Origin of the sequence: Brevibacterium linens ATCC 9172 (assembly GCF_900169165.1) — a bacterium.
Lineage (GTDB): Bacteria > Actinomycetota > Actinomycetes > Actinomycetales > Brevibacteriaceae > Brevibacterium > Brevibacterium linens.
Genome location: NZ_FXYY01000011.1, coordinates 34,675 through 54,271, shown reverse-complemented (window position 1 = coordinate 54,271; position 19,597 = coordinate 34,675). Strand labels below are relative to the sequence as shown.

Here is a 19,597-nt window from a genome sequence, read left to right as displayed (position 1 = left end):
ATTGTCATGAGTCTACGTGCCCGGACGGTTGGGTGCCTTCCATCCGATTGAACTGCAGCGGCCCCACCTGCAGTGACGTCAGAGGCTCCGCGGCGCGTCATCAGAATGGTGGGGGATCGACTTCGAGGTCGTGTTCCCAGTTCACCGTCTTGGAGACGAAACGGTGGTCCCAGGGATCGTCGGCTCCAGCGTCCTTGGAGCCGGAAGCGTCCTCAGACTGCGCCTTGACCTCCGAGTCGCTGATGCTCGAGCCAGTGTTGGTACGAGCGCTGGGTTTGTCGAGCCCGTTCGGGTCGACGGTGATGGCGTCGATGGCGAGACCCGCGAGACGCGCCCATTTGACGGCTCGGGCATACTTGGCGTTCCCAGTCAGCTGCTTCATTGCAGCTGGGTCGGTGCCGGCGGGGAGGCACGGCTGGAAGACAGAGTTCTCCCAATCGAGGCAGCGTGCAAGCCGCAGCCGCCTGATTTCTGCCCGCTGCTCCCGATACGCCTCCGACAGTCGCCGCTGTCGGGCTTCCCGTTCCTCTCGCTGACGCCTCTCCTCGTCGCGCCGGCGCTTCTCTTCGTCGCGCTGGCGGATCGTCGACTCACCGGGCATGAGTTCGAGCACCCTCGGTGCTGGCGGGACCATCGACCAGGGCAGTTTCCACCGCTTGAGACCCAGTCGTCCCAAGGCATCGAATTCGAGCGCTTGGGCCACATTGATCGGCTGGCCGGGCGCCGACACAGTAGTCGTGATCCCGTGCCTGAACTCGTAGTCGAGCTCACCGGATTTGGGCATAGTGACCCGAAGGCGGCCGGCGGTCTTCAGTGCATGGTGCTTCTTGCACAGAGGATGCAGGTTTCCGAACCGAGTGAGACCGCCCTTGAGCGGATTCAGGTGGAAGAACGGAACGACGTGGTCGATCTCCGACTTCTCGGCCCGACGCGAGCAGCCGGGAACGGTGCACACCGTCCACTGCTCGACCAGGGTCTTCCGAAGATCTCTGGGGACTTGGTAAGTCGTCGCTTTGGCGTCGACGGGAGTGCCGGTGCCGGGGTCGGTGAGGATCCGTTGGATGCTCTTCGAGCGGCCGGCGATAGTGCGGGCCACCTCGGCGGGCACAGGCGAGCCGTCGGCAAAAGTGCCGGGCAGGTCCGAATCTTCAGTGAGGGTGAGGAAAGGAACGGTCACCACGGTGGCGGCCTGATGCGACAGCCACCACGCATTGGTGGGCATACGCAGCTTGACGAAATACTCAACGGGTCCGTCAGCGTCCTCACTGTCGGGGCAGAATGCCGAACCGACGGACCGGTCGGCAGCAGAGCAAGCGTCGGACGGTTCCTCGGTGCCGCCGGCTGAACACCCGTCGGACGACTCCTTGGCGTCGCCGACCGAGCCCGAAGCAACATGCTTCGCAAAGTCGGCGACGGCATCGTCGGAGTCCATATCGGGAATGAGCTCGCCGTCGGCGTCGAGCAGCGACGTGTCTTTGGCTGTTTGGATTCCCGTGATCGGATCGACCGACACGACCTTGACCTTGAGCTCCGGGACAGGCCGGATGAACAGATCGTACTCGAGCTGAGAGATGGAGCGGTCATCGCTGATCTCAACGCCCACGGGCAGGTTGAATGCCGACTTGTTCTTGCCATGCACGGCAAGAGCCATGCCTTGGATCCGGTTGTAGCAGGCGAAGATCTCCGCCGAGGGTCCGCTGACGGTCAGGCAGGCCGAGCCGTCCTTGTAGCCGTCGACATCGATGCGACGACGCTTGGTGGCGAGCTCGGTGTTGTCGACCGGCGGAATGAGCAGGGCGATCATTTTGGCCAGATCACGGCGCAGAGTCTCGCAGGTGATATCGGCGCGCCGGGCCGCCAGGAAGATATCGAGTTTCGGCAGGAAGGCGAACGCGACGTCGGCACACTGGCGGGCAACCACGTCGACATGGGCTTGGGTGAACTCTCCTGCGCGGACCCGGTCGGCGAAGCGGGGAAGACCATAGAAGATCGTCATCGCGCCGGTCAGCTGACGGTAGGTGCGCGCAGTATTGGTCCCCAGCACCGTCGAGATCTCAACGAGGTCCTCCGCGTCGACATAGTCATAGACCCACTTCGAGAAGCAGATGCCTTCATCGAGCTCGGGGAATTCGGGCAGCACCTTCTTCTCGGACTCAGACGCCTTTTCCGCCTGCGCTCTGGCGAAGTCGGCATCATAAGGCACTACTGCTGAGGAGGTAGACGCGTCGGTCGATGACGGTGCTTCCTTGGGTGCGGTCCCGAACGCCTCCGCCGAGCCGAAGCCGGTGGTCTGTTCGGACTCTTCGGCTCGACGCTCGAAGGTTGCAGCAATCGTCTCGCAGCGGAAAGGCTCGGACCCCTCGGGCATGGGGAGCTCGAACTCGATGAAAACCTGTTCGAGTACGACAGAAGAGACCGACTCGAGGAGCGAGAAATGCGCACGATCGGAAGCGACGGCATTCTCGGCGAAGCGAGACATGCTGGATTCGAAGCGGACGGCGAATCGCGGTGACGGCGACGTCTGTGCTGCGCCCGGCTCTTCGGCCCGACCCGGGGTCGAACTGTTAGTGGTGCCCTTCATTGCCTTTTCACCTGCCTCGGACTTCGTTGTCGGGAGTGGTGCTGATTGGAAAAGCTGTTAACTCTATGGTAAGCGTTCAAACGGGCATTGACAATAGAAACAAAAGAAAAGATTCGAATAGGTTTCGATGAGAGGTCGAGGAAACTTTGTTTACCCCATCATCTTTGCGTTCGGCGCTGACGTGAGAGTTTTGGATTTCATCCATGCAGGTCAGGCGCGGTTTCTGCGTGAGTGCGGCACCTGGGTGAGGATTGCGGGGGAAGATCTGCTGCGATTTCGGGGGAGGATGCGCCTCCTCGGCGCTGACCCGTCGCTGCCGCGGAATGAGTCGGCCATCGGGACGTGCCTCCTCGGCGCTGACCCGTCGCAGTTTCGAAATGGGCGGGCGCATCAAGGGCGCGCCGCCTCGGTGAGGCTGAAGGCCACGGCCCTCCCGCGGGGTCCAAAGGTCTGGAGAACGTGCCACCGAAACGGCGGGACAGCCTCGGTGAGGGCGGGATTTTCGGGTGAAACGGGTCACAGCATCGGTTATGATGATCGGGTTGCCGGATTCGACCCATGAGGTCGGTACTCGCCACATGCGAGCCGTATCCGCACTGCGCGCAACCGCGTCGCTCTTCACCTAGGGCCACGTCGCGGGCCGCGTCGACGTCACCGCACCATCCTTCACTGGTGACCAGTTCTTCGCCCAGGCCATCGCCGGTGCTCACGGCTGACCGTGTCGGCGCCGACCGGTGGCCAGACGATCACTGCCGGCTGCACCGATGATCCGATCATCGAGCAGAGTGCTTGCCCAGCCGAGTGCGCGCGAGCTCCTCACGCTCACGGACCGCCGCCGCATCAACCATGAGGATCAACCATGACGACCACCGCTCACAACTCAGCCGCCTCCGACCAGGGCTCGCAGGGCCCGATCACCGACGCCGAGATCTTCGAGGCACACGAAGGCGGCAAGCTCTCCGCCGAGCTCACCTCGCCGCTCCAGACCCAGCGCGACCTCTCGATCGCGTACACCCCCGGCGTAGCCAAGGTCTGCACCGCGATCAAGAACGAACCGCAGCTGGCGCGCACGCACACGTGGACCGGCCGGCTCGTCGCGGTCATCTCCGACGGGTCGGCTGTGCTCGGCCTCGGTGACATCGGTCCGGCCGCCTCGCTGCCGGTGATGGAGGGCAAGTGCGCCCTGTTCAAGTCCTTCTCCGGGCTGAATGCGATTCCGATCGTACTCGACACCAATGACACGGACGAGATCGTCGAAACCATCGTCCGCATGGCCCCGACTTTCGGTGCGATCAACCTCGAGGACATCGCCGCCCCGCGCTGCTTCGAGATCGAAGACCGGGTCAAGGAAGCCCTCGACATTCCCGTCATGCACGACGACCAGCACGGCACCGCCGTCGTCGTCCTCGCCGCGCTGACCAACGCTCTGCGCGTGGTGAAGAAGTCCTTCGAATCCGTCCGCGTCGTCGTCTCCGGTGCCGGTGCTGCCGGTGTGGCCGTGGTGAAGATCCTCGCCGACGCGGGTGTCAACGACATCGTCGTCCTCGATTCCAAGGGCGTCGTCGAGTCCGGTCGCTCCGATCTGACCGAGACCAAGCAGTTCCTCGCCGAGTCGACGAATCCGCGCGGAATCGCCGGTGGGATCGGCGAGGCCCTCGACGGTGCCGATGCCTTCATCGGCGTCTCCGGCGGCACCATCGACGAGGCGCACCTGGCCAACATGGCCGACGACGCGATCATCTTCGCTCTGTCGAACCCCAACCCCGAGGTGGTCCCCGACGTCGCCGCCAAGTACGCCACCGTGGTGGCCACCGGGCGCAGCGACTTCCCGAACCAGATCAACAACGTCCTCGCATTCCCCGGAATCTTCCGCGGTGCGCTCGACGCTGATGCATCCGAGATCACCGACGATATGAAGCTCGTCGCCGCTCGTGCGATCGCCGATCTCGTCGGCGATGACCTCGAGCCCGGCTACATCGTGCCCGGCGCGCTCGATTCCCGTGTTGCCCCGGCCGTCGCCGAGGCGGTCGAGAAGTCCGCGCTGGAAGCCATGGCCAAGCGCTGAGCTGAGAGCGTCGAGCTGATAGTCGCATGCGTCCGCTGATGTCAGCTGGGGTTTGGGTGGGGCAGGGTCTGCGGGCCGGCTGCTGAATCCGAACGGCACTGAGGGGCGGGTGAAGAGAGATCTTCACCCGCCCCTCAGTTGTTGTTGCGGCCGGAGGTCGTGGCCCGTGCCGGCGCGCCGGTATTGGTCACCCGCCGGAGGGGTGCCGCCGACTCCCGGCAGCCGAGTTGCCGCTCAGTCGTCGGTGACGGTGATGGTGACGTCGATGTTGCCGCGGGTGGCGTTGGAGTACGGGCACACCTTGTGGGCCTTGTCGGCCAGCGCCTGGGCCTCGGCCCTGTCGAGGTACGGGAGTGTGACCTCGAGTTCGACGGCGAGCTGGAACCCGCCCTCATTGTTCTTGCCGATGCTCACGCGTGAGCCGACCGTGGAATCGTCGACGTTCGCCTTGGCCTGACCGGCCACGAGGCGCAGCGCTGAGTGATAGCAGGCCGCGTAGCCGACGGCGAAGAGCTGTTCGGGATTCGTGCCATTGCCGCTGCCGCCCATCTCGGTCGGAGTCGCGAGATCGACATCGACTTTTCCGTCGCTCGTGCGTCCGTGGCCGTCACGGCCTTCGCCTGTGGCCAGTGCTTCTGCTGTGTAGAGAGCCTTCATGATGTTTCCTTCCGTTGGTGGTGCATTGTCGGATCAGTGGTGATCAGTGGGGTCGGTGGTGAAATGTGGGGTCAGCGGTGCAGCACTGGGTCAGTGGCGCGCTGAGAATGCAGAGGTGGGGTGTGAGTTCAATGGTGCGGTAGGGGGTCGGGGGACTCGATGGGCGCGGGTTCCGCGCGCAGGTTCCTCGTCAGCGCGCGCAGAGTCTCCAGCAGCTCGGGCATCGTCGCGGGGGCAAGATTCGTGCGCTCGCCGATCCGGGCCGGCACGCATTCGGCGCGTTCTTTGGCCGCTGCGCCCTCGGCGGTGGCGCGGACGAGAACTCTGCGCGAATCCTCGGCGGAGCGATGGCGGGTGACGAAGCTGAGCGATTCGAGTCGTGACAGCAGAGGGGAGAGCGTGCCCGAGTCGAGCTGCAGACGCTCGCCGAGGCGCTTGACCGTCACGCCCTCGTCGTCGGAGCCCTCCTCCCACAGCACGAGCATCACCAGATACTGCGGATAGGTGATGCCGAGTTCGGCAAGCAGATCTTTGTACGACGCCGTCATCGCTCGTGACGCCGAATAGAGAGCGAAGCAGAGCTGCCGGTCGAGATCGAGCGCGTTCATATGAAAATGGTTGCACACAATGCAATTGTGCACAACTAATAATTCCGGGAGGCGGCGAGTTCTCAGGAGTCAGTCAGTTCACGGATGGCGTCGACTTCCCAGGAGGAGGAGTTCTCAGGTGGCGGCGAGTTTCTAGGAAGAGGAGTTCCCAGGTGGCGGCGAGTTCCTGCGGGGAGGACCCCGCCGGTGGGGGAGTTCCCACGTGGAGTTGCGGGTGTGCAGACGGATGAGGGGCGGGTGAAGATCACTCTTCACCCGCCCCTCGGCGGTGTGCGCTGAGCTGTGCCTGCCGGCTCAACTCTGGCCGGCCCAGCGATGCCGGTCCAGCACTGCCGGCCGGCCCAACGATGCCAGCTCAGCCCTGGTTGCCGCCGCGGCGGTTGCGCCACTGCTCGGCGGCGGCGCGAACGGCCGACTGGGCCGCGGAGCGCGGATCCGAGTGCCCCTGCCCGCCGTGCTGACTTTGGCCCTGCCCCGGGCGGCCCTGTCCGCCTGCTCCCTGTCGGGAGCCGCCCTGGTTCTGTCCGCCGGCATACTGCCCGGACCGATCTGCCGGCGGAGTCGTCGGCTGCGGCGGGACGTTCGTGCCGCCGGTGCCGCCGGAGCTGCGCCTGGAGTCATCGCCCGCATCATCGCGGCCCTGCGGAGCGGGCAGATGCGAGCCTTCGTCGGCGGCATTCGCGGCGAACAGGGCGTTGCGGATCTCCTGCCCCATCTCGCCCAGACCTCCCGGGTTCGACGGCATGAACAGCACGTTCGACCGGCCCTCCTGCGCGACGTTCTGCATCGTGTCGAAGTACTGGGTCATCATCAGCAGCTGCTCGGCCGTCTTGTCGATGCCCACCTCCTGCAGCTTCGCGTACTGCTCGGCGATGCCGGTCGCGATCGCCTTCCGCTGAGCGGCCACGCCTTCACCGTGCAGGCGCATCGCCTCGGATTCGGCCTGCGCCTGAGTCACGCGCTTGATCTTGTCGGCCTCGGCCAGCGACTGCGCGGCGACTTTGTCACGCTGCGCGGCGTTGATCGAGTTCATCGAATCCCGCACGCGCTGATCAGGGGTGATGTCCGTGACCAGAGTGCTCACGATCTTGAAGCCGTAGCGCTTCATCGACTCCGACAGTCGGCGCTCGACGTTTTCGGCGATGTCGTCCTTCGACTCGAACGCGGTGTCGAGCGTCAGTCCCGACAGTGCCGAACGGACGGTGTCGAAGACATAGGAGCGGATCTGCTCCTCGGAATTCGCCAGACGGTAATAGGCATCGGCGACGTTGTCCTCTTCGACCACGTACTGGACCGCAACCGGAACCGTGACGAAGACGTTGTCCTTCGTCTTCGACTCGATGTTGACCTCGAGCTGCTGGACGCGCAGCGAGATCGGCCTGCTCGTCGTCTCGATGAACGGCACCTTCGTGTTCAGTCCCGGCCGCGCGACCTTCTTGAACTTGCCGAACCGTTCGACGACGACGTTCTCCTGCGTCTTCACCGTGAAGAACACGCTCGTGCGCAGCTTCCCGAACAGCAGGACGGCGACGACGAGGATGATGATGACAACGGCGATGGTGACCGCCACTCCACTCATGACTACTCCAATGGGTCGTGGTTGTCGGCCGTGCGACGACCGCTGACTCCTATCACTCTAGTAGTCATCGAGCGCCGCGTATATGACAAGGATGCTGGTTCTTGTCTCGAAGAGGGAGCTCATCACCGATACATCTGATGTCAGACGTAGACTGGAGACTCAGCGTGGAACGACCACCGGCAGGTGATCATGGCGGATCCGACAGAGACCGGACGGAAAGTGACGACCTCCGACAGAATCAAGGCTCTCATTCTCTCCGATGGTCAGTGCACACTGCCGTCCTGCCCAAACTCAATGTAGCCGTGGCCTCCGACCTGGAGCAGACCGCACGTGCCCAGGGCCTCATGCTCGAAGCGGCGGAATCCGGCGTGTCGAGGCTTTCCGCGCCGCGATCACCATCCACTATGAGCCGATCATGCGCCTTCGAACAGAAATGATTGACTGAACGCAGAAGGAGAACTGATGGAAGTTGTCATCGCCGATGAGTACACGCTGGCGGAGCTCGCCGCCGACGCGATCGAGCGGTTGCTGCGCACCGAAGCCTCACCCGTCCTCGGCCTGGCCACCGGGTCGAGCCCGCTGCGCATCTACGATGAGCTGACCACCCGCCACAAGAACGAGGGTCTGTCCTTCGCTCACGCGCAGGCGTTCATGCTCGACGAATACGTCGGCATCGCCGACGACCATCCGCAGCGTTATCGCAACGTCATCGACACCGAGATCGCCACGCGCGTCGACTTCGCCGAGGGGGCCGTCCACGGACCCGACGGGTCCGCCGATGACCTGGCGGCCGCCTCGGCGGACTATGAACACAAGATCGCCGAGGCGGGTGGGATCGACCTGCAGATCCTCGGGATCGGCAGCGACGGTCACATCGCGTTCAACGAACCCGGATCATCCCTGGCCTCGCGGACGCGAGTGAAGTCCCTGACGCACCAGACGCGGCTCGACAATGCGCGGTTCTTCGACGGCGACGTCGAGCAGGTGCCGAAACTGTGCCTGACCCAAGGGTTGGGCACGATCATGGAGGCGAAGCATCTCGTGCTCGTCGCGACCGGAGGCAACAAGGCCGAGGCAGTGCATCAGATGGTCGAAGGGCCGATCTCCGCGATGTGGCCGGCGACCGTGCTCCAGATGCACCCGCATGTCACGGTCATGCTCGACGATGCTGCGGCGTCGAGGCTGCAACTCGGCGACTACTACCGCCACGCGTACGAGAACAAGCCGGAGTGGCAGAGCCTCTGAGGGCCTCGCCCACAGGGAGCTCGCAGCCCTCGACCGTCTGGCCAGGCTCGTTCCGTCGGGTCGTTCACGCCGTGTTCCGTCGAGGGTGACGATGTGGGATCCGGCCAGAGCTGCCGCGAAGGCGTGTTGGACGGTCGGAGTGTCCCGGAGCGTCCATGCTCCCTCCTTACCACCCGGAGGGCGGCCGGCGTGATATCCGCGCAGGCGAGGGCGGGTGCAGTTGAGCTGGATCAATTCTGCGGTGTGCGCACGGTGATCGTCAGCTCCGGCTTCGCCGCCGGGAGTTCATCAGCGGAAAACGAATCGACGACCTGATCGACGAGCGGCTGGAGGAACAGCTTGCCCAGCTGCCGGATCATGACTGTGACGACCTGATCGACGCGACTCCTGTCCGTCGAGGCGACGCCTCCCGAGCGCATGGAATCCACGCTCTGCAGGGAGAGCCTGGCCAGGCGTGTGATGAGAGTGCGACCGGCAGAGCCTTCGAGGAGTTCGCGGCGCAGGTAGCCGACTATGAGCGGGTTCGCCTTGAGCATCTGAGCCACCGCGGCATCACGCCCGGCGGTATCCGCGACGGAGTCCGGAGCTGCGGCATCGGCTTCGGTGATCGCTGCGGCGAATTGGTCGACTATCCAACTCTCGACAGCCGCCCGCAGTCCGTCCTTCGAGCCGAAGTGGTGTGAGATCAGGCCGATGGCCACTCCCGCCTCGGAGGCGATCGCGCGCAGGGGAGTGCCGGCGAATCCGGTCGTGGCGAACTGATGGAGACCGGCATTGCGAATCCGGGCACGGCTCGTGAGATCTGTCGACGAGGACTCGCCGGCGTCGGCGTTCCTGCTCTTGCGCTCCGCATTCATCGGCACATCCATGTCCTCACCTCTGTCGTCCGCGGCTATTCTCTCAGACCGATGCTGTTGCCCTTTCTCCTGCCGATGCTCGTGATCGTGTCGGTGTTCTCACCTGGAAACCGGAAACTTCTCGTCATAATATTGAACGTTCTTTCAGTATCCTATACATTCATTCAGGAAAGTTGATTCGACTCGACCGGGGGATCCGCGAATGACCGCCTCTCAACCGCTCAGCGGAGTTACGGTGATCTCTCTTGCCGTCAATCTGCCGGGACCGCTGGCGGCAGCGCGCCTGCATGCTCTCGGTGCCCGGGTCATCAAGGTCGAACCGCCCATCGGCGATCCCCTCAACCTGATGTTCCCCGCCTACTACCAGGAGCTCACCGACGGCCAGGAGATCCGCACCATCGACCTCAAAGATGATGAGGGAATCGAACAGCTCCGGACGCTCTTGGCCGGGGCCGACCTGCTGCTCACCTCGATGCGTCCCCGCGCAGCCGCCGCTCTCGGCCTGCCGGAACTCGTCGACGAACACGGGCTGGTCCACGTCGAGATCGTCGGCTTTGCCGGCGACCGCGCCGACGTCCCCGGCCACGACCTCACCTATCAGGCAGCGCACTCCACCCTCCTCCCCGGAACCATGCCCACAGTGCCCGTCGCCGATGTCCTCGGCGGCGAGAACGCGGCACTCCAGGCTCTGGCAGGGCTGCACGAACTCGAGACCCGACGCACTGCTGCCCAGGGTGCCGGTGATCAGGACGCGAACGGTCAGCACAGCGGCAGAATCGTCCGTCGCGTCGTCCTCGACCAGGCGGCCGAATGGGCGGCGGGACCGGCACGGCACAAAATGAGCACACCGGGAGGTCCCCTCGGCGGGGGAACGCCTTTCTATCGGACCTACTCGACGGCTGACGGTCATATTGCCGTCGCCTGCCTCGAGTCTCATTTCGCGAAGGCGCTGGCCTCCCTCGTCGGGTCCGAACACGAGGAACTCGAGAAGGCCTTCGCCGCCGAGCCGACGGCGTACTGGATCGACTTCGCAGCCGAACATGATCTGCCCATCGAGCGAGTCGCTCTCGGCTGAACATCGCGCACACGAATACCCCCCCCCACATGATCACCCGGAGCGCATCCCCGCACCAGCACCCCGCATCCCCCTCATCAGCACCTCCCACCACTGACTTCTCTGGGGCCGGCACGGCCCTTCGGAACCAACACGACGAGCAGATTCAGGAGACATCACAATGATTCTCGACGGATACCGCGGCGCCTGGGAAACCCCGGAGACCGACGACCTGCGTGATCTGGCACGCGGATTCTTCGCCAAGGAGATCGTGCCGCACGAGGCCCGCTTCGCCGAGGCGAAACAGGTCGATCGTGACACGTGGACCCGGGCCGGCGACGCCGGTCTGCTGTGCATCTCGATCCCCGAAGAGTACGGCGGCGGTGGCGGCACCTTCGCCCACGAGGCGGTGCTCCTGCAGGAACAGGGGTTCGTCGGCGACACCGCCTGGGGCAACAGCGTCCACTCGACGATCAACGCCCACTACATCAACGCCTTCGGCACCGAAGAGCAGAAGCGCAGGTGGCTGCCCCGCATGGCCACCGGCGAGCTCGTGTCGGCGATCGCCATGACCGAACCGGGCACCGGATCGGACCTGCAGAACATCACGACCCGGGCGGTGCGTGACGGCGACGAATATGTCATCAACGGCGCCAAGACGTTCATCACCAACGGCTCCCACGCCGACCTCGTCATCATCGTGGCCCGCACCAGCGACGAGCCCGGTGCGAAGGGTGTCTCGCTCATCGTGGCCGAGGTGAATGATCTGTCGGGGTTCTCGCGCGGACGTGTGCTGGAGAAGGTCGGACTGCACGGGCAGGACACGCGGGAGCTGTTCTTCGAGGATATGCGCGTCCCGGCCGAGAACGTCCTCGGCGGAGCCGAAGGCCGCGGATTCATCCAGCTCATGCAGCAGCTGCCTCAGGAACGACTGGCCATCGCCGTCGGCGGTGCCGCGACCGCGGAATTCGCCGTCCGGGAGACCGTCGCCTATGCGAAGGAGCGGGAGGCCTTCGGCAGGCCCATCCTCGGTTTCCAGAACACGAAGTTCGTCCTCGCCGAATGTGCCACCGAGGCATTGTCCGTCCGCACCTTCATCGACCACCTCACCAGCGAACACATCAAGGGAACGCTGACGACAGAGCAGGCGTCCGCAGGGAAGTACTGGGCCACGGATGCTCAGAACCGGATCGTCGATCGCTGCCTGCAGGTATTCGGCGGCTACGGATACATGGTCGAATACCCGATTGCTCGCCTCTACGCCGATGCCCGGGTGCAGAAGATCTACGACGGTACGAACGAGATCATGAAGGAGCTCATCGCTCGGGGTCTGTGAGCCGGGCCCCGGCGCCAACGAGGCGTCCGGCGCCAACGAGGCGTCCGGCGCCAACCGGGCGTCCGGAGCGTGCAGGCCCCACCTGTATGCCCCCTCAAGACCGGGTGCGCGCGGGTATGGGAAGATTGAGGGCGTGTCGAAAGTACTTGAGATCCTGACCCCGGAGGGCCTTCCGCCGCTGAACGAGAAGCCCGGTGTCTCCTTCATCATGCCGGTGCTCAACGAGGCCGAACACATCGAGCAGGCGATCACCACGATCCTCGGTCAGGAGTACGACGGGGACAAAGAAGTCGTCCTCGCCCTCGGCCCGTCGACTGACGATACGAACGCCATCATCGAGTCGATGGCTGCGCGTGATCCGCGGATCCAGACGGTCGACAATCCGCAGGCCGCGACCCCGATCGGGCTCAACCTCGCCATCGCCGCGACCCGACACCCGGTGATCATCCGCGTCGACGCGCACTCCGGACTCAGGCCCGACTACACCAGACAGGCCATCGACACTCTGCGTGAGACGAAGGCCGCGAACTGCGGGGGACTCATGCTCGCCCGCGGCAGGACCTCCTTCCAGAGAGCCGTGGCGCGGGCCTATATGTCCCCGGTCGGCCTCGGCGGCCCCGCCTACCACTCCGGCGACGAGGCGCAGGAAGCCGAATCGGCCTACCTCGGCGTCTACCGTCGGGAAGTGTTCGACCACCTCGGCGGGTTCGACGAAGGCATCAAACGCGGTCAGGACTGGGAGCTCAACCTGCGCATCCGCACCGCCGGCGGCCGCATCTGGTTCAACCCCGACATGGAAGTCACCTATTGGCCGCGCGGCACCTGGGCGAAGATCGCCCAACAGTTCTGGGCCACCGGAATCTGGCGGGCCGAACTCATCCGCCGCTACGGATCCCAGAACTCGCTGCGCTACTTCGCCCCGCCGCTGCTCGTGCTCGGCATGAGCGCGGCCGTGATCGAGACCGTGCTCCAGCTGACGGGCACGACGAAGCGGTGGCCGAAGTTCCTCCGCCGGTTCACCTCGCTCATCCACGTGCCGAGCTTCGGCTACATCGCCGGAATCCTGGCGACCGCCTCGGCGGCGAAGGACTGCGGACGACGGGAGCGGTTCTGGTTCGGCATCGTCCTGCCGACCATGCACCTGTGCTGGGGTGCCGGGTTCCTCCGGGGACTCGTCACCGGGGCCGGAACGACGAAGGACAGCAGCCGATGAGCAAGAAGAAGCCGAACCGGGCCCACCGGGACCGCTACGGCCGCGGCACCACTGATCCGCTGCCGAGCGTCGATCCCGAATCCCGCGAACGCATTCCCGTGCCCGATCGTCCCGAGCCGAAGAAGTTCAACGCACCCCTGTGGGCCGGAATCATCGTCGTCGTCCTCGTCGCGGGCGTGTTCGCGATGAACCTCTTCGGCTCCGACGACCAGCTGACCGTCGATTCGCTCAACCCACCGGCCGTGGGCGCCCTCGACGGCGGATCTTCGGTGTACCCGGCGAACTCGAAGCTCGCCTTCACCGAGAACGTGAAGTTCGGCTACCTGCCGGCACCCACGCTCACCGCGCTGGGCGACGGTACGATCGTGGCCGCGAACCCGGAGACCGCCGCCGAGGACATGGGCCTGAAGACGAGCCTCGACGAGCTCGACGCCGACGAATTCCTCGACCAGACCATCAAACCGGCCCGCAAGAACACGAGTCCCGGCGATCCCATCACCTGGGACCAGATCGTCGACGAGTTCGGCGGAGACACCGTGTCCATGCCCGCCATCGACTCCACCGAGGTGGCCACCCCCGCATTGAAGACCATCACCGAGGCGGGGCTCGAGGATTCGACGCTCGTGCGCACCGATGACCCCGAAGTGGCCCGTGCCGCCGCCGATGCCGGCGTCGGCGCCATGTTCACCGGGGACGTGACGGCGACCAGGAACGAGTCGCTTTCCGGTAGCGGATACACGGCCCTGGCCGTCGAGGCCGATGCTGCCGAGAAGTGGACCGGAGTGGACCTGGCCGTCTGGGCCACCGACGTCAAGGACGAGAAGCAGCTCGAGACGCTTGCCGACGCCGGTGTCGTCGGCGCGCTGAGCACGAACCCGTACAAGGTCCTGCCCTCCGAAGTGAAGACCGATTGACCATGGTGCCGGGGCGAGCAGCCGCCTCGGCGAGACGATGACGAAGACGCCCCCGACAACGATTCAGGAGATATCATGACTCAGCCCATCGGCAACCCATCGCACATCGGCAACCTGGATGCCAGCCAGCTCGGCCCGCAGCCGACCTACCTGCCCGAGGATCACCCGGACGTCGAGGCCCGCACGCGCATCGACGCGGGTGAAGAGCCCATCGACGTCGCCGCAGCACTGCCGGCTTCGTCCCTGGCGTGGGCGGAACTCGCCGATGAGGCGCACGAGGAAGGCCGCCTCGTCGACGCCTATGCCTACGCCCGCGTCGGCTACCACCGCGGACTCGACGCCCTGCGCGCCGCCGGCTGGCGCGGAGCCGGCCCGATCCCGTACTCGCATGAGGTCAACCGCGGTTTCCTTCGCGCGCTCTACGCCCTCGGCCGTGCCGCCGGTGCGATCGGCGAGGGCGAAGAGGCCGCGCGCATCGAAGACTTCCTCCGTTCGTCCGACCCGAGCGCCGTCGAGGCCATCGGCCGCGGGGAGTAGGGCACAGCAGGGGTGCTCGTTCCCTGGCGAGGTGGACGGGCCAGGGCTCAGGGGACGACGACGATCTTTCCGCCCGCGTGACCGTCCTCGACGATGGCGATCGCCTGCTCGACCTCGGCCAGCGGGTAGGTCCCCGCGACCATCGCGTCGATGAGTCCGTACTCGGCGACCTCGACGATCTTCGCCAGCCCCTCTTTGGTGCGCTGCACGCCTGCCCCGCCGAGTTCGGCCGCGGTGTCCGGGTCCGCCGTCGAGACGATCCTTCCGGGGGCCGAAGCCGCCTCGGCGATCTCCCGCAGCGCTTGACCGCCCACGAGGTCGATGACGAGATCCACACCCTCGGGAGCGATCGTCCGCACTCGTTCGGCCGCCCCGGAACCAGATTCGACAAAAGTCGCCCCCGTCGATTCGATGAGCGGCCTCTTCGCTGCGCTGGCGACTCCGATGACGGAGAATTCGTGGACCCGGCCGATCTGAGCGGCGATCAGTCCGACACCTCCTCCGGCACCGAGGATGAGCATCGTCTGCCCGGGCTCCAACTCGATCTGGTGGGTGACATCATAGGCGGTGCCGCCGGCCACCGGCAGGGCCGCAGCATCGACGAACGTCAGCTCCTCGGGTTTGGCCACTGTCTGCGAGGCGCGCAGCAGGGTGGCCTCGGCGAAGGCTCCGTTGCCCTTGGCGACCAGTCCGGTCACCGCGTCGCCGACGGCGAAGTCCTCGACCTCGCTGCCGAGCGCGGTGACGATGCCGGAGGCCTCGCGTCCCATCGGAGCCGGCAGGCTCCAGTGGTCGCCCATCAGGCCCGCGCGGATCTTCGCATCGGCAGGATTGACTCCTGCCGCCTTCACCTCGATCGCGATCTGTTTGGGACCCGGCTCCGGCAGCTCGCGATCGTTGAGCTCCTGGTTCTCCGGGCCTCCGTACTGGGTGAATACCAACGTCTTCGTCATCGTGGACTCCTTCGAAATCGTTCTGGTCGTGTCCGGGCCATCGGGTGGCGCCGTGTCCGTCACCCGATGGCCCTGCCTGGTCGGTGCCGTGATCAGCCGCGCGGTGGCACGTCCTGCCCGGCTGCCTCGGCGGCATCGGCCTCGTCCTTCGTAGCGTACGCGGCCTCGGCCGCATGTTCCGGTGGCGAATAGGTCGTGTAGAGGACCAAAGGCTCATCCCCGGTGTTGCGGAAATTGTGCTGCGTCCCGGCCGGGACGGCACACTGGTCACCGGCTTCGACCGCGTGCGTGTGCCCGGCCAGGTCGGCATGACCGGTTCCCGAAACGAAGGTGAGGATCTGATCGGTGTCCGGGTGGACCTCGTCGCCGATCTCGCTTCCCACGGGAATCGTCATGAGGACGATCTGTGCGTGGCGCCCGGTCCAGATGACCTTTCGGAAATCCGGGTTGGCCTGGGCGATGTCCGCGATCGTGAAGTGCTCGATATTGCCTGCGACGGTGAAATTGGTGTCAGTCATGATGATGCAGTGCTCCGATCTGTCTCAGTGGTCGTGTTGATCGTCGTCGTGGTGGCGGGTTCGGTCGTGGCCGTCGGGGTGGCATCCCGGCCATTGCGCAGCAGTCGCATCGCATTGAGGATGACGACGAGGACGGACCCCTCGTGGACGAGCATGCCCGCCGACATCGTCACGCCGCCCGCGAAGACGGCGATGAGGAGGATGACGACCGTGGCGAGGGCGATGACGATGTTCTGCTTCATCACCCGCACCGTGCGCTTGGCGAGACCGACGGCCTCCGGCAGCTTCAGGAGATCGTCTCCCATGAGCGCGATGTCCGCGGTTTCGACGGCGACGGCCGATCCCGCCGCACCCATGGCGACCCCGATGTCTGCGGTCGCCAGGGCCGGGGCGTCGTTGACGCCGTCGCCGACCATCGCGACCGTGTGCCCCTCACGCTGCAGACCCGCGACCGCGTCGAGCTTGTCCTCGGGAAGCAGCGAAGCATGGATTTCGTCGATGCCCGACGCCCGACCGATGGCCTCGGCCACGAGGTGGGTGTCGCCGGTGAGCATGACGACCTTCGTGACTCCCGCGTCGTGGAGCCGGGCCACCATCCGACCGGCGTCCTCGCGGACCTGGTCGGCGACGCCGATGACTCCGATCACGGACTCGTCGACGGCGATGATCATCGGTGTCCGTCCCTGACCGGCCAACGATTCGGCCTCTGCGGCCGAGCCGCGGTCGTCGGCGATGCCGTACTGTTCGAGCAGCGGCGCGTTGCCGACGAGCACCCGCCTCCCGTCGACGTCGGAGACGATGCCCTTGCCCGGGACCGGAGTGACGTCACCGGGCACACCCGTCGGTGCCACATCCTCGTCCCTGGCGGTGTCGAGAATCGGGCGGGCCAGGGGATGTTCTGAACCGGCTTCCGCCGCGGCCGCCCACTTGAGCACCGCCTTCGCATCCAGGTTCCGGTCGAGGACGATGATGTCGGTGAGCTGCGGTCGTCCCTCGGTCAGCGTTCCGGTCTTGTCGACGGCCACGGCGGAGATCTTCGCCGAGGTCTCGAGGTACTCCCCGCCCTTGATGAGGATGCCGTTGCGTGCGGAACGCCCGATGCCGGCGACGATCGCGACCGGGATGGAGATGACCAGCGCGCCGGGGCAGCCGATGACGAGCAGAGTCAGCGCCAGCACCACATCGCCGGTGAGGAGGCCGGCCACCAGGGCCAGGACCATCACGGCCGGTGTGTACCAGATCGAGAACCGATCGATGAAGGCCTGGGTCTTCGCCTTCGCATCCTGGGCCTCTTCGACCCGGTGGATGATCCGGGCCAGCGTGGTGTCGGCTCCGACTCCGGTCGCGAGAACCTGGAGGAAGCCTCCGCGAGAGACCGTCCCGGCGAACACCTGGTCCTTGACGGTCTTCTCCACCGGAATGGACTCTCCGGTGATTGATGCTTCGTCGACTGCGCCGGTGCCCGCGACGATCTGACCGTCGACGGGGACCTTCGCACCGTTCTTGACGATGACGACCTCACCCATGCGCACCTCGGCGGCGGCGATCTCGACCTGATTCCCATCGCGCAGGACGATCGCGGAGTCCGGGGCCACGGCCACGAGTTCGGCCAGGGCCGACCGGGTCTTGTTCATCGTCGCGGCCTCGAGAGCGTGCCCGACCGCGAAGAGTGCCGTGACAGCGGCCGCCTCCCAGAAGTTGCCGATGAGCACCGCGCCGATCGTTGCGATCGACACCAGCAGGTCGATGCTGATGAACTTCGTCATCAGGGCGCGGAAGGCATTGACGGCGATATTGTACCCGGCGACGATCGCCGCCGCGAGCATGAGCAGATTCGCCAGTGTGAAGACGTGTCCTGATCCGTGGGCGTGTTCACCTGCATCGATCCACCATTGTGGTCCGATGGTGAGGTTCCACGCACCGCCGAGGAGTTTCTCCACTCCGAAGGAGAGAAGGATGAGGATCCCGGCGAGAACTGGGACGGACCAGTTTCCGAACCACCATCTGCGGAGCCGATTCATTGCTGCTGACCTTTCTGGACGTCGGGCGCGTGTGCTGCCCCGAGTGGGCTGCCTGGCGCGGGCCCGGAGGAGGGAGAGGGGACTTTCAGAATGCCGAGGGGGTCGCCGTGTATCCGGCTTTGGCGATGGCGGCGACGATGTCGTCGACAGAAGTCTTCGACTCGTCGTGGTCGACTTCGATGCGTGCCGTGGCGAAGTGCACCGTCACGGATTCGACACCGGCGAGCTTGCCGACCTGCTTCTCGATCTTCTTCACGCACGAGGGGCAGGAGAAGCCTTCTGCGCGAAGCAGGGTGTGGGTTGAGGTGGTGGCGGCCATGATCGTTCCTTCCAGGGGTGGGATGGTGTCCTTCTTCTTGGTGAAGAAGGTGATTCCAGATTATGGAACCCTCGCCGAGGTGTCCTTGACATCGGTCAAGACGTACCGAGGTCTTCTTCTCCGGCACCTGTGAGGTCATCGGCCCGGCACCCGTGAAGTCGTCGGTCAGCGACCGATATGATCTGGAGTATGCGCACACTTCCGCTCACCGAGGCCCACCGTTCGGAGCCGAACTGCGTGCGGCTGGTGCCGATCTTCTCGGGCCTGACGGTCGAGCAGCAGGGCCTGGTCAAGCAGAGGGCGCGGCCGGTTCGCATGGCCCGCGGCGAAGTCCTCCATGTGGCCGGTGACCAGCCGGGGGCGATGGGGGTGGTCCACCAGGGCGAGATCGCGCTGAGCCGCACCATGCCGAGCGGGCGGACCAGGCTGCTGCGTGTGGCGAGAACGGGGGACACGGTGGGCGAACTGGCGTATGTCGCCGGCAGCACGACCCACGATGAGGCCGTGGCCCTCAGCGATGCCCAGTTGTGCGTCTTCGCCCATGCCGACCTCGATGAGCTGATGGGCCGGTATCCGGACATCGCCGTGCGGATGATGCACAGCCTCGGCGATCGGCTGGCGCAGGCCGAACGCAATCTGGGACTGTCCGGGCTGGGCGTCGATGTCCGGCTGGCCGACTTCCTCCTCCAGCAGCCGATCCGCCGCGACGCCTCTACGGATACTGCAGGGGCAGGTGAGACAGCCGCGGGCTCTCGGGCCGCGGGCGTGGGGCCGCTGCAGGTCCTGCTGCCGCTGAGCAAGAAGGACATCGCCTCACTGCTGGGAACGACGCCGGAGTCGTTCAGCCGCGCGCTGGCCCGACTGACCGCCGACGGACTCATCGCCGTCGACGGTGAGGTGGTGAGCCTGGTCGACCCGCAGGGCCTCGAGGATCGGGTCGGGGACGCCTGAGCGAGTTCGGGACGTCGAATGCCCGGAGGCTGGGCTCGATCGCTGTGGGGGACAAGTCTTCCGGCGAGGCCCGGCTCGAATTCGTCACCGCAGAGGCCGGTCGTGACTGCCGCCGTCGGCAGCGGCCGATTGTCATCTCAATCTGCGGGTACCTCTGCCGGGCGTTCGCTGCGCCGTTCCATCCATTCA

At 65.6% G+C, this 19,597-nt stretch carries 17 protein-coding genes; 8 read left to right on the top strand and 9 right to left on the bottom strand.

Going from position 1 to position 19,597, the window contains the following annotated elements:
- Nucleotides 1-100: 100 nt before the first annotated feature.
- Nucleotides 101-2,581: an HNH endonuclease signature motif containing protein gene (locus tag BLIN9172_RS10205; RefSeq protein WP_101554980.1), complete on the bottom strand. Its 2,481-nt coding sequence runs from the start codon at nucleotides 2,579-2,581 to the stop codon at nucleotides 101-103.
- Between the two features lie 859 nt (nucleotides 2,582-3,440).
- Between BLIN9172_RS10205 and BLIN9172_RS10200 the strand changes: the two genes are divergently transcribed.
- The gene (locus tag BLIN9172_RS10200) at nucleotides 3,441-4,646 is read left to right on the top strand and encodes an NAD(P)-dependent malic enzyme (protein WP_101554979.1); all 1,206 of its coding nucleotides are present in this window, start codon (nucleotides 3,441-3,443) and stop codon (nucleotides 4,644-4,646) included.
- 234 nt (nucleotides 4,647-4,880) lie between these two features.
- Here the strand turns inward: BLIN9172_RS10200 and BLIN9172_RS10195 are convergent, their stop codons facing one another.
- The 3 genes from BLIN9172_RS10195 to BLIN9172_RS10185 form a co-directional block, all read right to left on the bottom strand.
- Entirely contained in the window at nucleotides 4,881-5,303 is a 423-nt protein-coding gene (locus tag BLIN9172_RS10195) for an organic hydroperoxide resistance protein (RefSeq protein ID WP_101554978.1), read from the bottom strand.
- A gap of 128 nt (nucleotides 5,304-5,431) precedes the next feature.
- Nucleotides 5,432-5,911, bottom strand: coding sequence for a MarR family winged helix-turn-helix transcriptional regulator (locus BLIN9172_RS10190; RefSeq protein ID WP_101554977.1), 480 nt, complete (start codon nucleotides 5,909-5,911; stop codon nucleotides 5,432-5,434).
- Nucleotides 5,912-6,266: 355 nt separating this feature from the next.
- A complete protein-coding gene (locus tag BLIN9172_RS10185) occupies nucleotides 6,267-7,490 on the bottom strand; it encodes an SPFH domain-containing protein (RefSeq protein ID WP_240812047.1) in 1,224 nt (407 codons plus the stop codon).
- A 462-nt stretch (nucleotides 7,491-7,952) separates the two neighbouring features.
- Here BLIN9172_RS10185 and nagB point away from each other — a divergent pair, with 462 nt between their 5' ends.
- On the top strand, nucleotides 7,953-8,735 hold the full coding sequence (gene nagB, locus BLIN9172_RS10180) for a glucosamine-6-phosphate deaminase (RefSeq protein ID WP_101554976.1): 783 nt from the start codon (nucleotides 7,953-7,955) through the stop codon (nucleotides 8,733-8,735).
- 230 nt (nucleotides 8,736-8,965) lie between these two features.
- Here nagB and BLIN9172_RS10170 read toward each other — a convergent pair whose 3' ends face one another.
- The gene (locus BLIN9172_RS10170) at nucleotides 8,966-9,604 is read right to left on the bottom strand and encodes a TetR/AcrR family transcriptional regulator (protein WP_240812048.1); all 639 of its coding nucleotides are present in this window, start codon (nucleotides 9,602-9,604) and stop codon (nucleotides 8,966-8,968) included.
- 190 nt (nucleotides 9,605-9,794) lie between these two features.
- Between BLIN9172_RS10170 and BLIN9172_RS10165 the strand changes: the two genes are divergently transcribed.
- From BLIN9172_RS10165 to BLIN9172_RS10145, 5 genes are all read left to right on the top strand, one after another.
- Nucleotides 9,795-10,667 carry a CoA transferase gene (locus BLIN9172_RS10165; protein ID WP_101554975.1) on the top strand — a complete coding sequence of 291 codons (873 nt, stop codon included), beginning with the start codon at nucleotides 9,795-9,797 and terminating at the stop codon, nucleotides 10,665-10,667.
- 160 nt (nucleotides 10,668-10,827) lie between these two features.
- Nucleotides 10,828-11,982, top strand: a complete 1,155-nt coding sequence (locus tag BLIN9172_RS10160) for an acyl-CoA dehydrogenase family protein (protein ID WP_101554974.1) — start codon at nucleotides 10,828-10,830, stop codon at nucleotides 11,980-11,982.
- A gap of 133 nt (nucleotides 11,983-12,115) precedes the next feature.
- Complete coding sequence (locus BLIN9172_RS10155; protein WP_101554973.1) at nucleotides 12,116-13,195, top strand: glycosyltransferase family 2 protein; 1,080 nt, start codon at nucleotides 12,116-12,118, stop codon at nucleotides 13,193-13,195.
- Nucleotides 13,192-14,109, top strand: a complete 918-nt coding sequence (locus BLIN9172_RS10150) for a hypothetical protein (protein WP_101554972.1) — start codon at nucleotides 13,192-13,194, stop codon at nucleotides 14,107-14,109. Before BLIN9172_RS10155 ends, BLIN9172_RS10150 begins: the two co-directional genes overlap by 4 nt.
- 75 nt (nucleotides 14,110-14,184) lie before the next feature.
- Nucleotides 14,185-14,646, top strand: coding sequence for a DUF3151 domain-containing protein (locus tag BLIN9172_RS10145; RefSeq protein WP_101554971.1), 462 nt, complete (start codon nucleotides 14,185-14,187; stop codon nucleotides 14,644-14,646).
- A 47-nt stretch (nucleotides 14,647-14,693) separates the two neighbouring features.
- Here the strand turns inward: BLIN9172_RS10145 and BLIN9172_RS10140 are convergent, their stop codons facing one another.
- The 4 genes from BLIN9172_RS10140 to BLIN9172_RS10125 form a co-directional block, all read right to left on the bottom strand.
- The gene (locus tag BLIN9172_RS10140) at nucleotides 14,694-15,599 is read right to left on the bottom strand and encodes an NADP-dependent oxidoreductase (RefSeq protein WP_101554970.1); all 906 of its coding nucleotides are present in this window, start codon (nucleotides 15,597-15,599) and stop codon (nucleotides 14,694-14,696) included.
- 92 nt (nucleotides 15,600-15,691) lie between these two features.
- Nucleotides 15,692-16,117, bottom strand: coding sequence for a cupin domain-containing protein (locus BLIN9172_RS10135; protein WP_101554969.1), 426 nt, complete (start codon nucleotides 16,115-16,117; stop codon nucleotides 15,692-15,694).
- Nucleotides 16,114-18,138: a heavy metal translocating P-type ATPase gene (locus BLIN9172_RS10130; RefSeq protein ID WP_101554968.1), complete on the bottom strand. Its 2,025-nt coding sequence runs from the start codon at nucleotides 18,136-18,138 to the stop codon at nucleotides 16,114-16,116. Before BLIN9172_RS10130 ends, BLIN9172_RS10135 begins: the two co-directional genes overlap by 4 nt.
- Before the next feature lie 85 nt (nucleotides 18,139-18,223).
- Nucleotides 18,224-18,457 carry a heavy-metal-associated domain-containing protein gene (locus tag BLIN9172_RS10125; RefSeq protein ID WP_101554967.1) on the bottom strand — a complete coding sequence of 78 codons (234 nt, stop codon included), beginning with the start codon at nucleotides 18,455-18,457 and terminating at the stop codon, nucleotides 18,224-18,226.
- Between the two features lie 189 nt (nucleotides 18,458-18,646).
- Between BLIN9172_RS10125 and BLIN9172_RS10120 the strand changes: the two genes are divergently transcribed.
- Nucleotides 18,647-19,408 (top strand): Crp/Fnr family transcriptional regulator, encoded by a 762-nt coding sequence (locus BLIN9172_RS10120; RefSeq protein ID WP_101554966.1) that lies wholly within the window; start codon nucleotides 18,647-18,649, stop codon nucleotides 19,406-19,408.
- The last annotated feature ends 189 nt before the right edge of the window (nucleotides 19,409-19,597 follow it).

Excerpts from the sequence above, each read along its gene's own strand:
- BLIN9172_RS10130 (WP_101554968.1), bottom strand. The coding sequence starts at position 18,138 with ATGAATCGGCTCCGCAGATGGTGGTTCGGAAACTGGTCCGTCCCAGTT.
- BLIN9172_RS10145 (WP_101554971.1), top strand. The coding sequence starts at position 14,185 with ATGACTCAGCCCATCGGCAACCCATCGCACATCGGCAACCTGGATGCC.
- BLIN9172_RS10125 (WP_101554967.1), bottom strand. The coding sequence starts at position 18,457 with ATGGCCGCCACCACCTCAACCCACACCCTGCTTCGCGCAGAAGGCTTC.
- BLIN9172_RS10135 (WP_101554969.1), bottom strand. The coding sequence starts at position 16,117 with ATGACTGACACCAATTTCACCGTCGCAGGCAATATCGAGCACTTCACG.
- BLIN9172_RS10160 (WP_101554974.1), top strand. The coding sequence starts at position 10,828 with ATGATTCTCGACGGATACCGCGGCGCCTGGGAAACCCCGGAGACCGAC.
- BLIN9172_RS10200 (WP_101554979.1), top strand. The coding sequence starts at position 3,441 with ATGACGACCACCGCTCACAACTCAGCCGCCTCCGACCAGGGCTCGCAG.
- BLIN9172_RS10195 (WP_101554978.1), bottom strand. The coding sequence starts at position 5,303 with ATGAAGGCTCTCTACACAGCAGAAGCACTGGCCACAGGCGAAGGCCGT.
- BLIN9172_RS10190 (WP_101554977.1), bottom strand. The coding sequence starts at position 5,911 with ATGAACGCGCTCGATCTCGACCGGCAGCTCTGCTTCGCTCTCTATTCG.
- BLIN9172_RS10120 (WP_101554966.1), top strand. The coding sequence starts at position 18,647 with ATGCGCACACTTCCGCTCACCGAGGCCCACCGTTCGGAGCCGAACTGC.
- BLIN9172_RS10185 (WP_240812047.1), bottom strand. The coding sequence starts at position 7,490 with ATGAGTGGAGTGGCGGTCACCATCGCCGTTGTCATCATCATCCTCGTC.
- BLIN9172_RS10165 (WP_101554975.1), top strand. The coding sequence starts at position 9,795 with ATGACCGCCTCTCAACCGCTCAGCGGAGTTACGGTGATCTCTCTTGCC.
- BLIN9172_RS10140 (WP_101554970.1), bottom strand. The coding sequence starts at position 15,599 with ATGACGAAGACGTTGGTATTCACCCAGTACGGAGGCCCGGAGAACCAG.
- BLIN9172_RS10150 (WP_101554972.1), top strand. The coding sequence starts at position 13,192 with ATGAGCAAGAAGAAGCCGAACCGGGCCCACCGGGACCGCTACGGCCGC.
- nagB (WP_101554976.1), top strand. The coding sequence starts at position 7,953 with ATGGAAGTTGTCATCGCCGATGAGTACACGCTGGCGGAGCTCGCCGCC.
- BLIN9172_RS10170 (WP_240812048.1), bottom strand. The coding sequence starts at position 9,604 with ATGGATGTGCCGATGAATGCGGAGCGCAAGAGCAGGAACGCCGACGCC.
- BLIN9172_RS10205 (WP_101554980.1), bottom strand. The coding sequence starts at position 2,581 with ATGAAGGGCACCACTAACAGTTCGACCCCGGGTCGGGCCGAAGAGCCG.